The sequence below is a fragment of the Isoptericola luteus genome, assembly GCF_020297055.1.
GTDB classification, from domain to species: Bacteria; Actinomycetota; Actinomycetes; order Actinomycetales; family Cellulomonadaceae; genus Isoptericola; species Isoptericola luteus.
This window is the reverse complement of sequence record NZ_JAIXCQ010000007.1, coordinates 55,708-69,503: the sequence shown is the minus strand read 5'-3', so window position 1 is coordinate 69,503 and position 13,796 is coordinate 55,708. Positions and strand designations below refer to the sequence as shown.

Below are 13,796 nucleotides of genomic sequence, written 5' to 3'. Positions count from 1 at the left end.
CTCAGCGGATCTCGGTGATCTCCGGCCCGCGCGTGAGCGGGTCGAAGCTCGGAGTCTGGGGTGCCGCGCCCTCGGGGGCGTCCGCGCCCTCGGCCCCTGGAGCGGGGGCGCCGGCAGGCCGCGACTTCTGCGGCATCGCGAGGGTCAGCAGGTCGCGCGGCGGGCGCGGGCTGTTGTCGCGCACCACCACCACGTTGGCGAAGACCGACTCGAGGGGGCGCGCCGCCTCCGCGTCGACGGCCGCGCGCCCGGACAGGACGCCGCGCACGAACCACCGCGGGCCGTCCACGCCGATGAAGCGCGCCGGCCGGATGCCCGACTGCCCGTCCGGGCCGGTGGCCGGGATGCGCGCGATGAGCTCACGGCCGAACCGGCCGGGGACGTCGTCGACGGTGCCGCCCTGGGAGGTGATGGAGGTGGCGATCTCGGCACGCACCTCGTCCCAGATGCCCGCCGTCTTGGGCGCGGCGAACGCCTGGACCTGCAGGCCCGAGCCACCGAGCGTCGCGGAGACGCCGGTGACCTTCTGGGTCTTCTTGTCGATCTCCATGCGCAGCTCGAGGCCGGGCAGGACCGGGAGCCAGATCGCGCCGAGGTCGACGCGCGGCCCCATCGTCTCGACCTGGGAGGCGTCGAACGGCCCCTGCTCGGCCCGGTCGGACGCCCCGCCCTGCGCGGGTGCGCCGCCGGACGACGGGGTCGGCGAGGTGGCCTCGGTGGCCGCCTCGGACGCCTTGGTCGACGCGTTGCGCCGGAACAGCCCCACGGGGGTTCTCCTTCGTCTCGATCATGCAAACTCGGGGCGCCACCGCACGGCGGCGCACCTTCTCCCACAGTAGACCGCCGGGCCGAAAGGCCCGGCACCGTCCTCAGGCCGGGGTCCAGCCGCCGCTCGACCCGAACCCGCCGGAGCCACGGTGCGACCCGGGCAGGCTCGTCGCCGTGACGAACCGGGCCCGCTCGACCTTCTGCACCACCAGTTGCGCCACGCGGTCGCCGCGGCGCAGCACGACCGGGGTGCTCGTGTCCGTGTTCGCCAGGATCACCTTGATCTCGCCGCGGTAGCCCGCGTCGACCGTGCCGGGTGCGTTCACCACGGTCACGCCGTGCTTCGCGGCCAGACCTGAGCGCGGGTGCACGAACGCGGCGTAGCCGTCCGGCAGCGCGATGGCCACACCCGTGGGCACGGTCACCCGCCCCTGCGGCGGGATCTCGACGTCGACCGTCGTGACCAGGTCCGCGCCCGCGTCGCCGGGGTGCGCGTACGACGGCGGCTGGACGCCGTCGTCGAGGAGGGTGACGAGGACGTCGACGGTGCTCCCGTCGTGGCGACCGCCGTCGTGGAGATCCGGGTGGGTGGACCGGCTGGTGTCAGGCACCCGCGCAGCGTAGCCGACCGTCACCGGGGGTCGCCGGGGCTGGGATGATGGGCCCATGAGCGTGTCCCCCTCCGACCAGCCCTCCCCCACCACCGCCGCCCGATTCCGTGAACGACTGGTGCCCGGACCCGCCGCCTGGTGCGGCGCGCTCGGCCTCGGGGTGATCGTGGGCGTGACCCTGTGGCCGCTGAGCCACGTCGCGGGGATCGTGAGCGCGGTGCTGGCCGCGGCCTCCACCCTGGGCGCGCTGATCGCCACAGCGCCGGTGATCGAGGTCGCGGACGGCGAGCTGCGTGCGGGCCGGGCGCACGTGGCGCTGTCGCTGCTCGGGGACGTCACCCCGATGCTGGACGCCGAGGCGATGCGGACCGCGCTCGGCCCTGCGCTCGACGCGCGCGCGTACGTATGCCTGCGCGCGTGGGCGCGCACCGGGGTGCAGGTGCAGCTCGCCGACCCGATGGACCCCACCCCGTACTGGCTGGTGTCGACCCGGCGCCCGGCCGAGCTCGCCGCGGCGCTGCGGGCCTGAGGCTCGCCGGGCCTGGCTGCCGGCCGCGGGGACGACGAAGGCCGCCACGTGGAAGGCGTGACGGCCTGGGGCGTCGGACGGCGTGTGCCGCACGGTGGGGCGAGGGCGCTCAGGCGGCGCACTCCGTGCAGATCATCTGGCCGTTCTTCTCGGTGGCCAGCTGGCTGCGGTGGTGGACGAGGAAGCAGCTCGTACAGGTGAACTCGTCGGCCTGACGAGGCAGCACGCGGACAGCGAGCTCCTCGCCGGACAGGTCGGCGCCCGGAAGCTCGAAGCCTTCCGCAGCCTCCGTCTCGTCCTCGTCGACGACACCCGACGACTTGTCGGAACGACGCGCCTGGAGCTCCTGGATCGAGTCCTGCTCCACGTCCTCGTCGTTCTTGCGGGGGGCGTCGTAGTCGGTTGCCATCTGTGTGGTCACGCTCCGTGATGTCGGTGTCGGTACGCGCTGATAATGCTCGGCGACCGGGTTTTGTTCCCGTTCGGCCCACGGATTGTGCATCATTTCTGGCACCGACGCGACATGGCGCGCTGTATCCCGCGTCACATCCGCACGCCAGCCCTCTGACCTGCGAAGACACCACCTTCCCGGCGCCTGTCGAGAAGGGCTCCGTCAGTTCGGTGACGCGATTTTCACGCGTCGGCCCTGGGCGAAACTTCGTCACCTCGGGGCGCGCCCGACCGGACACCGTCGTCCGCACCGTCGGCGTCGCACTCCTCCAGCAGCGCGACCAGGTCGCGCACCACCGGCTCGGCACCCGCGACCGTCATCTCCACCCCCGGCCCGCGGCCCCGCAGCCCACCGACGAAAGCGCCCGCCTCGACGGCCACGAGCGCCCCGGCAGCCTGGTCCCAAGGGTTCAGGCCGCGCTCGTAGTAGAGGTCCAGCGAGCCGTCGGCCACCCGGCACAGGTCGATCGCGGCCGAGCCGATCCGGCGCACGTCCCGCACGCGCGGCAGCACCCGGGCGAGCACACGGCCCTGCTCGGCACGACGCTCGGCCGCATAGCCGAACCCGGTGCCGACGAGCGAGGTGGCCAGGTCGGCCGGGACGTTCGCCCGCAGCGCCCGGCCGTCCCGCTCGGCGCCGCGACCGCGGGCCGCGGTCCAGGTGCTCCCGTCGACGACGGCGTGCACGCACCCGGCGAGCGGCGTCCACCGCTCGGGGTCGACCGGGCCGGCGACGACCGCGACCGACACCGCGTACGCCGCGATGCCGTACAGGTAGTTGACCGTGCCGTCGATGGGGTCGAGCACCCATGTGAGCCCGGAGCTGCCGGGGACGTCGTCGCCCTCCTCGCCGAGGATCGCGTCGTCGGGTCGCGCGGTGGCGATCCGCGAGCGCAGCAGCTCTTCGACCGTACGGTCCATCTGGGTCACCGGGTCGACCGCGGTGGACTTGGTCGCCGCGACCTCGACGCGCTCGGGGCCGTTCGTCCGCACGTGCTCGCCCGCCTCGGTCGCGAGCCGCCGGGCCAGGTCCCGCAGGGCGTCGACGTCGACTCCCTCCACGACGGCGCGCACGTCGCGGGGCGCCTCGCCGGGCTGGCCGTCGGGCTGGCCATCGGGCTGGCCGTCGGGCTGGCCGCCCGGCAGGTCGTGGGGCAGGTCGTGGGCACCGTGGACGCTCGGCGGCTGCTGGGGGCTCATCCGTGCATCGTGCCGCACGGACCAGGGCCCCGGTACCCGACCGGCGCGCGACCGGGCACAATCGGCGGCACACCGACGCGCCTGCGCACCCATGACGCGCGCGGGTGGCACTCTCGAATCGGCGGACCGCTGCACCAGCTCCGGCCGACGGGCGTGATCAGCGGGCGTGACCCTGAGGGAGGAAGCATGGCCGAGCTCGAGCTCGCGAGACTGCACGAGGACGGTGAGCACCTCGTCCTGCGCGACCCCGACGGCGCGGAGACCCTGCTGGCGATCACGGAGGCGCTGCGCGCCGCCGTGCGCCGTGACCGCCCCCGCGTGGAGGAGCTCCAGGCCCGGGCGACCACGACGCTGCGCCCCCGGGAGCTGCAGTCGCGGCTGCGCGCGGGCGCGACGGCCGAGGAGCTCGCCGAGGAGTCGGGCCTGCCGGTCGACCACGTCCAGCGCTACGAGTGGCCCGTGGTCGCCGAGCGCAGCCATGTCATCTCCCAGGTCCGTGCCCACCGCCGCGGCGGCGACGGCGACGTCGCGCCCCTCGGCGAGGTCGCCGGCACCCGCCTGGCCGCGCGGGGCGTCACCGCGGGCCAGGCGCAGTGGTCGGCCCGCCGCGACGGCACCGCGCCGTGGGTGGTCGAGGTGCGCTTCCACGCCGGCGACCGGGACCGGTCCGCGCGCTGGACGTACGACCCGAAGGCCCGCGTCGTGACGGCGCTCGACGACGAGGCGCGCTGGCTCGGGCAGCCGGACGACCCGGTCTCCCCCGAGATGCTGGGCGTCCCCAGCGTGATCGGGCGCCGTGCCTCCGTCGACGCCGACCGCGAGCACGACGACGCCACCACGCTGCTGCTCGACGACCTCGCCGGGCGGCGGGGCCAGCGCCCCACGACCCGGCGTCGCGAGCCCGCCGCCGGACCTGGCCGTCCGCAGCCCGACCCCGTCCCCGTCGGGCGCGTCTCCGTCCCCGGCCTGGACACCCCCGACCGCCAGAATCCCGCCGGCGCCGCGGACGACGTCGGCGGGGCGAGCGTCGTGGACCTGGGGTCGCGGCGGGCCGGGGTGCGCACCACGGCCGAGGAGCGGACCTCGCGCGAGCCCGCGTCATCCACCCCCGAGCCGGCGGGCGCGAGCACCGCGGCGGCGGGCGAGGCCCCTGCCGAGACCGCCGGCAACGGCGCCGCCGCGCGTGAGCCGTCCGAGGACGCCGCGCCCGTCGCGGCACCGGCGGCCGGCCGCCCGGCCGGACGCACCGCCGCTGCACGCCGTCCGGCCCGCAAGGGCCGGCCGCAGGTGCCGAGCTGGGACGAGATCGTCTTCGGTGGCCGCCCCACGACCTGAGTCAGCCGAGGTCGAGCAGGGCGTCGCCGGACCCCTGGCGGCGCGCCACGTCCGTCGTCATGCGGCGCATGTGGTGACGCCGGCACAGGACCTCGTACGCGACCTGGGCCTCCGGCGCCCCCGCGACGTCGCCGACCACCACCTGGTCCCCCTCGAGCACCATGACCCCGCCCACGGTGCGGGCGTTGTGGGTGCCGCGCGCCCCGCACCAGCACAGCGCGGGCACCTGCAGCTCCTCGATGCGGTCGGCGAGCTCGAAGAGCCGCGCCGCACCGGGGAACAGGCGGGTGCGGAAGTCGGTCGTGATGCCGAACGCGAAGACGTCGATCTCGACCTCGTCCACGAGCCGGGCCAGCTGCTCGATCTGGAGCGGGGAGTAGAACTGCGCCTCGTCGCACACGAGATAGTCCACCAGGCGGCCCGCCTGTCGCTCGGCGGCCACGAGCTCCCAGAAGTCCGTGTCATCGGCGACCTCCCGCGCGTCGACCTCCAGGCCGAGCCGTGACGACAGGCGCGCCGCGCCCGCGCGGTCGTCCCGCGTGAAGATCAGCCCCGTCCGCCCTCGCGCCGCGTGGTTGTGGTCGGTCTGCAGCGCCAGCGTCGACTTGCCGCTGTCCATGGTCCCGGAGAAGAAGACGAGCTCGGCCATGGCCAGATCCTGTCAGACGAACGCCCGCTCACAACACCCAGGCTCATTGCCCTACGCGGCCGTCGACGCACTCGCGCAGGAGGTCGGCATGGCCGGCGTGGCGCGCGTACGCCTCGACGTGGCCGAGCAGGAGCTCGCGGAGCTGCAGCTCGCCGCCGGGCGGGGCGCCGAGGTCGGAGAGACCGGCGTTGGTGGCCGCGAGGTCGTCGATGCCCGCCACCATCCGGTCGGTCGCCGCGCACTCGGCGCGCCACCGCGCGAAGGCGGCGTCGACGACGCCGGGGTCGGCCACGGCGCCGTCCCAGTCCCCGTCCCGCTCGGCGTCCGTGCGGTACAGCCACGGGGCGTCCTCGCCGGTCATGATGCGCCGCACGTGACGCTCGTCCTCGGTGAGGTGCCGGACGAGCCCCAGCAGGGACATGGTCGACGGCGGGACCGACCGGCGCGCCAGCTGCTCGGCATCCAGACCGGAGCACTTCATCTCGATCGTCAGCCGGTAGCAGCGCAGCGACTCCAGCAGCATCGCGCGCTCGACGCCGAGCTCGTCGGCCGATACCTCGCCCGACTCGCGCGGGTCGTCGTCGGGGTCCTCCCACATGTCCGGGTAGACCGTCGCCCGCGTCCAGCGGCCCTGGCCGGAGCCGCCGGTCGTCCCGCCGGTGGTCCCGCCGGTCGTCCCGCCGGTCGTCCCGCCGGTCGTCGTGGCCGTCCCGCCCTCGCCGGTCCCGTCACCCATATCGTCATCGTCACACCCGCCCACACGGCCCGGCCAGCGGATTTCGCTCCCGCGCTACGCCTGCGCGACCAGCAGCGGCACCTTCATCTCCGCCGGCGTGAGCGACCCGTGCACCCCGGGCATCGCCCGGGCGGACGCCGGGTGCAGCCGCGAGTCGACGACGGTCGCCGCCCCGCGCGCGGCGACGATCACGTCGCCGAGCGCGGGCAGCACGTGGTCGGCGACCGGGCCGAGCCACCCGGCGGCGACGGCGTCGTCGCGCAGCACGACGAGCGCGTCGTCGCCCAGCACGTCCGACCAGCGTGCGGCCACGTCGAGCGGGTCCGTCCCCGGGGCGACGTACACGTGCGAGGCGCGCGGCTCGCCCCCCAGCAGCGCCACGCCGTCGGCGAGCTCCGGCGTCAGCGCGACGTCGTGCTGGCGGGCCATGTCCGCTGCGACCTGCCCGTGGTCGGCCGTGACGAGCACGAGGGTCCCCTTCGGCACGGAACGCACCAGACGGCGCAGCTCCGCGTCGGCCGCCTCCAGGGCATGGCCCCACTGCCACGAGTCCGGGCCGTCGCGGTGCCCGACCTTGTCGACCGTGCCGTGGTACAGGTACACCAGGCCCGGCTTGCGCAGGGCGCGCACGGCGGCGTCGATCTGGTCGGACAGGCTCTCGGCCGCGACGTAGGCGGGCCCGCGCAGGGCGGCGCGAGTCATGCCCGAGCCGTCGAACTTCGCGGGGCCGGGCGCCACCACGCTCATGCCCGACGCGGCGAGCGTCTCGAGCACCGTCGGCTCGCGCTGCAGGTCCGCGGGAGCCGTCACCACGGGGGCGGAGAGCTTCGGGCCCGGCCGGTACGGGTCGGACTGCTCGGACCAGGAGATCGTCGTGACGAGACCTCCGGTGGCCGGGTTGCGCTGGGTGTAGCCGACGAGTCCCGTGCGCCCGGGCGACGTCCCGGTGCCGAGCGTGGCCAGCGCCGCCGCCGTCGTCGACGGGAAGCTCGACACCAGCCCGCGGCCCCCCGCGATCAGCGAGCGCAGGAACGGCGCGTGGCCACCGCGCTCGGTGAGGTTCTGCAGGCCCAGCCCGTCGACGAGCACCACGACGACGCGGTCGACGCGCGGGAGGCCGAACGTCCCCGCGCAGTCCTTGCTCCCCAGGCCGGTGGACGTCTGCAGGCCGACGCCGAGCGCTCCTGCCGCGGCCGGCAGCACCGCGGCGAGCGACCGCACGCCGTAGGAGGGGGCCAGGAGGTCCCCGGGCAGCCGGAGCCGCCGGACGCCGGCGCTCATCGGACGGTGCGTCCGCCGACACCGGTGGCGGCGGAGAGCACGCGGGCGAACGCCATCGCCCGCCGCACGGCGTCCCGCCCCTCGGCGGCGGCGCTCACGCGCACCACGACGTCGTCCGGCGTGAGCTGGCCCGTGAGGCCGTGGTCGGCGTCGCAGGCCGGGTCGGGGCACTGCGCCGGCTCGAGGTCGATCCGCGAGACCGCGCCCCAGCCGATCGCCAGCGTGAGCTCCGAGGCGATGTCGCCCCGGCCGTGCTGGGCGGGCTCGGCCACGATGTGCGTGAGCGCCACGGACCGGACCTCGTGCAGCGGGACCGCCTCCGTCGTCGCGGCCGCCGACGAGGGGTGGGCGGCGTCGCCCTCGTGGTCGTCGACGTGCGCCGCAACGAGCCGCGTCGCGGTGAGGGCGAGGACCGTGAGGTGGCGCCGCACCGCGTCGTCGAAGGTGGTCTCCGCCTGCACGAGGTGCGCGAGGACCGGCTCGTCCGCGAGCGCGACGTCGAGGACGTCGTCGACGAGGTCCGGGTAGTACCCGGCCCTGCGCAGGTGGGCCGTGAGCTCGGCGCGCTGGTTCTCCCGGGAGGTCGTGTTCGGCACCCCCGCATTGTCCCACTGCCGTCCTGTGCCCGGGCAACCCCGCCCACAGGCGGTCCGGGGCTCCCGCTACGCGGGCAGCGCCCGGCGCAGCGCGTCGGCGCGGCGGGCCGCCGGGCGCAGCCGTACCGAGGCGTGCACGATGCTCGTGCCCTCGGCCCCCACGATCACCGGGTAGAGCTCGAGGGCGGCGAGCTCGGGCAGGTCGTCCGCCATCACGGAGACGCGGGCGAGCACGTCCTCCAGGGCGTCGATGTCCACCGGCGGGGCGCCGCCGTACCCGAACAGCCGGGGCGCCGTCCGCACCGTGCGGACCATGGCCGAGACGTCGACGTCGGTCAGCGGCGGCACGCCGTGCGCGACGTCGTCGAGCAGGTCCGTCGCGTCGCCCGCCAAGCTGAACGACACCATGGGCCCGAACAGCAGGTCCTCCGCCGAGCGCACCACGCACGCGACGCCCACCGGCGCCATGCGCTGCACCTCGACGAGCGGGTCGGGCTCCCCCAGCGCCGTCGCGGCGATCTCGTGCATCCGCTGGACGTCGGCACGCAGCTCGTCCGCGTCGGCGATGTCGAGCCGCACGCCGCCCAGGTCGGTGCGGTGGCGCAGGGCGGCGGAGGCGGACTTCAGCGCGACGGGCCAGCCGAGCTCCTCGGCCGCCGCGACGGCCTCGTCGCCCGTGCGCACGACCCGGGAGCGCCACAGCGAGAGCCCGTAGCAGCCGAGGAGCGCCGCGGCGTCGTCCTGCCCGAGCTCGCGCGGACCGTCGCCGCGGCCGCCACCCTGTCCACCCTGCCCGCCGCCCTGTCCACCCTGCCCGCCGCCCTGTCCACCCTGCCCACCGCCCTGTCCACCCTGCCCGCCGCCCTGTCCACCCTGCCCGCCGCCCTGTCCACCCTGCCCACCGCCCCGGCCGTCGGCGAGGAGGTCCTCGACGAGCCGGCGGGCGGCGCGCGAGTCCACGCCCTCGGGGCGCACGTGCGCTCCGCGCTCCTCCGTGCGCCACTGTGCGTACCCGACCACCTTGGCGAGCGCCGTGACGGCGTCCTCCGGGGTGGAGAAGGCGGGGATGCGCACCGCGGCGCCGTCGGGCGCCGTCGCGGCGAGCTCGTCCGGCAGGCCGCTGAGGCCGAGCATCGAGGCCACCGTCGTGCGGCCCGTCCGGGCCGCGGCGTCCGCGACGGCGCGCGCGACCGCGCCCGTGCGCGGCACGACCACGGGGACGTCGACGGCCACGACGACGTCGCAGGCGCCCGGGGCGAACAGCGCCTCGACCACCCGCGTGATCTCCTCGTCCGGCGCCTCCGGCATGAGGAAGTCGGACGACGCCGCGACGACGAGGCCCGCCGCGGCCGCCGCCTCCGCGACGAGCGCCGCCAGCGCCGCCGAGGAGGCGATGATGCCCACCCGCGGGCCGCCGGGCAGCGGCTGGTGGGCCAGCACCTGAGCGACGTCCATGAGCTGGTGGGTGTTCTCGGCCTTGATCACCCCGGACTGGCGCAGCATCTCGTCCAGGAGCCGGCGCGGCGCGTGCGTAGCCCGCACGGCGTGGCCGGGCGGCACGACCTGCCCGGAGCGGCCCGCGACGACGACCACGACCGGCTTGACGCCCGCGAGCCGGCGCGCGATGCGCGAGAACTTCCGCGGGTTGCCGATGGACTCCAGGTACAGGCACACGACGGCGGTGTGCGGGTCGTCCTCGAAGTACTGCATGAGGTCGTTGCCGGAGACGTCCGCCCGGTGGCCCGCCGACACGAGCGCCGAGACCCCGAGCCCGCGCCGCCGGAGCGTCGCGGTGAGCGTCACCGCCGCGGGCGCGGACTGGCAGAACAGCCCGACGACGCCGGGACCAGGGGCCCGCTCCGCGAGGCTGGCCTGCAGCCGGGCGCCGGGCGTGGTGGTGAGCAGGCCGAAGGAGGCGGGGCCGACCACGCGCATGCCGCCCGCGTGGGCCGCCCGGACGAGCTCCCGCTGGCGGGCCAGGCCGTCAGGCCCGGTCTCGGCGTATCCCGCGGACAGCACGACGACACCGCGCACCCCCCGCCCGGTGAGCCGGCGGACCACCGGCTCCGTGTCCCGCGCCGGGAGGGACAGCAGCGCCAGCTCGACGTCGGGCACGTCGTCCCACGACGCGGCCAGGCGCACCCCGGGGACGTCGGGCACCGGACCGGGCGGGTCGAGCACGGTGAGCTCGGTGTCCCCCGGGTCCGCCGCAGCGGCGTCCAGCACGCGCTGCGCGAGGTGGTGCTCGGTGGTCGGCGTGCCCGGCCCCGGCCCCACGAGCAGCACCCGGCGCGCGGAGAGCAGCCCTTGCATCGAGCGGGCCTCCGCGCGGTGCTCCCGGTCGGCCATGACCTCCCGCGAGCGCTCCGTCGGGTCCAGGTCGATGCCCACCGAGACGATGCCGTCGTCCAGGTGCTGGCTGATCGCGTACCCGGCCTCGCGGAACACGCCGAGCATCGACGAGTTCTGCGGCAGCACCTCCGCCGTGAAGCGCCGCACGCCCCGCTCGCGTGCGGCCGCCGCGACGTGCTCCAGGAGCACCGAGCCGAGGCCCTTGCCCTGGACGGCGTCGGCGATGTTGAACGCGACCTCGGCCTCGGCGGGCGTGATCTTGTCGTAGCGGGCGACGCCGATGACGTCCTCGCCGCCCGGCTCCGCCCCGGGCCGCACCGCCACCAGCGCCGCGCGGTCGTCGTGGTCGACGTGCGTGAGGCGGCTGAGCTCCCGCTCGGTGAGGCGGCGCACGGGCGCGAAGAACCGGAAGTAGGCCGAGCGCTCCGACTGCCCCGTCTGGAACCGCTGGATCGCCTCCGCGTCCTGCGGCCGGATGGGGCGCAGGTGGGTGGTGCTGCCGTCGCGCAGCACGACGTCCGCCTCCCACTCGACGGGGTAGGGCACGGGCACCGGGCCGCCGGGCCCGACCTCGGGTTCCTCCACGGCTGCAGGCTACCCGGGGCCTGCGACGTGCACCCGGAGGGCGGTGCGCCGCGCCTTCGCCGCCGTGTCCCTGGGCCGGACTAGAGTCTGCCCCGTGGCCGGGGGGACGCCCTGCCGCACGATCCCCCTCATCACCCACCGCACCGCACCACCCACCGCACCACCCACCGACACAGGGAGCCGCACCGCATGGCGCGCAAGACCAGCGCACCCGTCGCCGACGAGCCGTACGACGAGAAGATCGTCGACATCGACGTCGCGGCGGAGATGGAGGCGTCGTTCCTCGAGTACGCCTACTCCGTCATCTACTCCCGCGCGCTGCCGGACGCGCGCGACGGGCTCAAGCCCGTGCAGCGCCGCATCCTGTACATGATGGCCGACATGGGGCTGCGCCCCGACCGGCCGCACGTGAAGTCCTCGCGCGTGGTCGGCGAGGTGATGGGCAAGCTCCACCCGCACGGTGACACCGCGATCTACGACGCGCTCGTGCGCCTCGCGCAGAGCTTCTCCCTGCGCCTGCCGCTGGTGGACGGGCACGGGAACTTCGGCTCGCTCGACGACGGTCCCGCCGCCCCCCGCTACACGGAGGCGCGCCTGGCGCCGCCCTCGACGGCGATGACCGCCGGCCTCGACGAGGACGTCGTCGAGTTCGTGCCGAACTACGACAACAAGCTCACCCAGCCGTCGGTGCTCCCCTCCGCGATCCCGAACCTGCTGGTCAACGGGGCGTCGGGCATCGCGGTAGGCATGGCCACGAACATGGCGCCGCACAACCTCGTCGAGGTCGTGGCCGCCGGCCGGCACCTCGTGTCGCACCCGCAGGCCACGCTGGACGACATCTTGCGCTTCATCCCGGGCCCGGACCTGCCCTCGGGCGGCAAGATCGTCGGGCTCGACGGCGTGCGTGACGCGTACCGCACGGGCCGTGGCTCGTTCCGCACGCGCGCCACCGCGCGGGTGGAGAACGTCACGCCCCGGCGCAAGGGGATCGTCGTCACCGAGCTGCCGTACGGCGTCGGGCCGGAGAAGGTGATCGAGAAGATCGCCGACGGCGTGAAGGCGAAGAAGATCCAGGGCGTCACCAACGTCCAGGACCTCACCGACCGCTCCCACGGCCTGCGCCTCGTCATCGAGGTCAAGACGGGGTTCGACCCGGACGCCGTGCTGGAGCAGCTGTACCGCGCCACGCCCTTGGAGGACTCCTTCGGCATCAACAACGTGGCACTGGTCGAGGGGCAGCCGCGCACCCTGGGCCTGCTGGAGCTGCTGCGCGTGTGGGTGGAGCACCGCATCGAGGTGGTGCGACGGCGTTCCACCTTCCGGCTCGCCAAGCGGCAGGAGCGCCTGCACCTGGTCCAGGGCCTGCTCCTGGCCATCGTCGACATCGACGAGGTGATCCAGGTGATCCGCACCTCGGACGACGCCGGCACCGCACGTGAGCGCCTGATGAGCGTCTTCGACCTGTCGGAGCCGCAGTCCACCTACATCCTCGACCTGCAGCTGCGGCGCCTGACCAAGTTCTCGCGCATCGAGCTGGAGAAGGAGCAGGGCGAGCTCGAGCGCGAGATCGCCGAGCTCACCGAGATCCTGTCCGACGACGCCCGCCTGCGCGGCGTCGTCAGCGGCGAGATGGCCGACGTCGCCGCGACGTACGGCACGCCGCGGCGCACCGTGCTGCTCGACGCCGCGGGGGGTGCGACCGCGCCGGCCGCCACGAACGGGCGCAGCAAGGCCCCCGCGATCAGCCTGGAGATCGCCGACTCCCCCACGCGCGTGCTGCTGTCCGCGACCGGTCTGCTCGCCCGCACCTCGGGCGAGGCCGCCGACGCACCGCTGGACCGTCACGGGCGCCGGCACGCGCACGACGCCCTGCGGGGAGACGCCCCCGCCACCACGCGCGGCGACGTCGGCGTGGTGACGTCGACCGGGCGGCTGCTGCGCGTCTCGGTGCTGGAGCTCCCGTCGCTGCCCCCGGTGGACGGCGCGCCGTCGCTGTCGGGCGGCATCCCCCTGAGCGAGCTCGTGGCCCTGGCGCCGGGCGAGGAGCCGCTCGCCGTCGTGTCGCTCGGCGACGACGCCCCGCCGGTGGCGCTCGGGACCGCGGGCGGCGTGGTCAAGCGGGTCGCACCCGGCGACGCGCCGTCGCGGGACGAGTGGGACGTGATCTCCCTCAAGGACGGCGACCGGGTGGTCGGCGCCGCACCGGCGGCCGACGACGACGAGCTCGTCTTCGTCGCCTCGGACGCGAGCCTGCTGCACTTCGAGGCGTCGGCCGTCCGGCCGCAGGGCAGGAGCGCGGCAGGCATGGCGGGCATCCGCCTGGCCCCCGGGCAGCAGGTCGCGTTCTTCGGCGTGGTGCGCGCGGGCACGCGGGACCTGCACACCGTGGTGACCGTCGCGGGCGCTTCCGGCGCCCTTCCGGGCACCGGTGGCGGGTCGGCCAAGGTCACGCCCTACGAGCTCTACCCTGGCAAGGGTCGAGGCACGGGTGGTGTCCGCGCTCACCGGTTCCTCAAGGGCGAGGACGGGCTCGTCCTGGCCTGGGTCGGCGAGGGGCCGGCGCGCGCCGTCGGCACCGGGGGCCAGCCCGCCGAGCTGCCACCGACCAGCGAGCGCCGCGACGGGTCCGGCGTGCCCCTGGAGGCACCGGTCGCCGCGATCGGCTGACCCGCGACCGGGCGACCGCCGGGCGTGGCGTCGCGGT

12 protein-coding genes are annotated in these 13,796 nt (G+C 75.5%); 3 read left to right on the top strand and 9 right to left on the bottom strand.

The genetic code is table 11. The annotated features are described in order from the left end of the window. Window position 1 precedes the first annotated feature (1 nt). Both LEP48_RS11190 and dut read right to left on the bottom strand, forming a co-directional pair. The gene (locus tag LEP48_RS11190) at window positions 2-766 is read right to left on the bottom strand and encodes a DUF3710 domain-containing protein (protein WP_225565683.1); all 765 of its coding nucleotides are present in this window, start codon (window positions 764-766) and stop codon (window positions 2-4) included. Window positions 767-869: 103 nt separating this feature from the next. After that, the gene (dut, locus tag LEP48_RS11185) at window positions 870-1,379 is read right to left on the bottom strand and encodes a dUTP diphosphatase (protein WP_225565682.1); all 510 of its coding nucleotides are present in this window, start codon (window positions 1,377-1,379) and stop codon (window positions 870-872) included. A gap of 55 nt (window positions 1,380-1,434) precedes the next feature. On the opposite strand from dut, the gene LEP48_RS11180 reads away from it, so the two are divergent. Next, complete coding sequence (locus LEP48_RS11180; protein ID WP_225565681.1) at window positions 1,435-1,908, top strand: DUF3093 domain-containing protein; 474 nt, start codon at window positions 1,435-1,437, stop codon at window positions 1,906-1,908. A 109-nt stretch (window positions 1,909-2,017) separates the two neighbouring features. Here the strand turns inward: LEP48_RS11180 and LEP48_RS11175 are convergent, their stop codons facing one another. Further along, window positions 2,018-2,317 carry a DUF4193 domain-containing protein gene (locus LEP48_RS11175; RefSeq protein WP_225565680.1) on the bottom strand — a complete coding sequence of 100 codons (300 nt, stop codon included), beginning with the start codon at window positions 2,315-2,317 and terminating at the stop codon, window positions 2,018-2,020. A 224-nt stretch (window positions 2,318-2,541) separates the two neighbouring features. Next, a complete protein-coding gene (locus LEP48_RS11170; RefSeq protein WP_225565679.1) occupies window positions 2,542-3,558 on the bottom strand; it encodes an inositol monophosphatase family protein in 1,017 nt (338 codons plus the stop codon). Between the two features lie 186 nt (window positions 3,559-3,744). On the opposite strand from LEP48_RS11170, the gene sepH reads away from it, so the two are divergent. After that, on the top strand, window positions 3,745-4,893 hold the full coding sequence (gene sepH, locus LEP48_RS11165) for a septation protein SepH (RefSeq protein WP_225565678.1): 1,149 nt from the start codon (window positions 3,745-3,747) through the stop codon (window positions 4,891-4,893). Window position 4,894: 1 nt separating this feature from the next. Here the strand turns inward: sepH and LEP48_RS11160 are convergent, their stop codons facing one another. The 5 genes from LEP48_RS11160 to LEP48_RS11140 form a co-directional block, all read right to left on the bottom strand. Then, a complete protein-coding gene (locus LEP48_RS11160; RefSeq protein ID WP_225565677.1) occupies window positions 4,895-5,542 on the bottom strand; it encodes a thymidine kinase in 648 nt (215 codons plus the stop codon). Window positions 5,543-5,585: 43 nt separating this feature from the next. Beyond that, on the bottom strand, window positions 5,586-6,278 hold the full coding sequence (locus LEP48_RS11155; RefSeq protein WP_225565676.1) for a DinB family protein: 693 nt from the start codon (window positions 6,276-6,278) through the stop codon (window positions 5,586-5,588). A 54-nt stretch (window positions 6,279-6,332) separates the two neighbouring features. Continuing rightward, on the bottom strand, window positions 6,333-7,559 hold the full coding sequence (locus LEP48_RS11150; protein ID WP_225565675.1) for an alkaline phosphatase family protein: 1,227 nt from the start codon (window positions 7,557-7,559) through the stop codon (window positions 6,333-6,335). Beyond that, entirely contained in the window at window positions 7,556-8,155 is a 600-nt protein-coding gene (locus LEP48_RS11145) for a DUF5998 family protein (protein WP_225565674.1), read from the bottom strand. Before LEP48_RS11145 ends, LEP48_RS11150 begins: the two co-directional genes overlap by 4 nt. A gap of 66 nt (window positions 8,156-8,221) precedes the next feature. After that, window positions 8,222-11,092 (bottom strand): GNAT family N-acetyltransferase, encoded by a 2,871-nt coding sequence (locus LEP48_RS11140; RefSeq protein ID WP_225565673.1) that lies wholly within the window; start codon window positions 11,090-11,092, stop codon window positions 8,222-8,224. Window positions 11,093-11,281: 189 nt separating this feature from the next. Here LEP48_RS11140 and LEP48_RS11135 point away from each other — a divergent pair, with 189 nt between their 5' ends. Beyond that, window positions 11,282-13,759, top strand: coding sequence for a DNA gyrase/topoisomerase IV subunit A (locus LEP48_RS11135; protein WP_225565672.1), 2,478 nt, complete (start codon window positions 11,282-11,284; stop codon window positions 13,757-13,759). The last annotated feature ends 37 nt before the right edge of the window (window positions 13,760-13,796 follow it).

What these genes read in the sequence shown, in the direction of transcription:
- LEP48_RS11180 (WP_225565681.1), top strand. Translation starts at nt 1,435, where the DNA reads ATGAGCGTGTCCCCCTCCGACCAGCCCTCCCCCACCACCGCCGCCCGA.
- LEP48_RS11175 (WP_225565680.1), bottom strand. Translation starts at nt 2,317, where the DNA reads ATGGCAACCGACTACGACGCCCCCCGCAAGAACGACGAGGACGTGGAG.
- LEP48_RS11170 (WP_225565679.1), bottom strand. Translation starts at nt 3,558, where the DNA reads ATGAGCCCCCAGCAGCCGCCGAGCGTCCACGGTGCCCACGACCTGCCC.
- sepH (WP_225565678.1), top strand. Translation starts at nt 3,745, where the DNA reads ATGGCCGAGCTCGAGCTCGCGAGACTGCACGAGGACGGTGAGCACCTC.
- LEP48_RS11160 (WP_225565677.1), bottom strand. Translation starts at nt 5,542, where the DNA reads ATGGCCGAGCTCGTCTTCTTCTCCGGGACCATGGACAGCGGCAAGTCG.
- LEP48_RS11155 (WP_225565676.1), bottom strand. Translation starts at nt 6,278, where the DNA reads ATGGGTGACGGGACCGGCGAGGGCGGGACGGCCACGACGACCGGCGGG.
- LEP48_RS11150 (WP_225565675.1), bottom strand. Translation starts at nt 7,559, where the DNA reads ATGAGCGCCGGCGTCCGGCGGCTCCGGCTGCCCGGGGACCTCCTGGCC.
- LEP48_RS11135 (WP_225565672.1), top strand. Translation starts at nt 11,282, where the DNA reads ATGGCGCGCAAGACCAGCGCACCCGTCGCCGACGAGCCGTACGACGAG.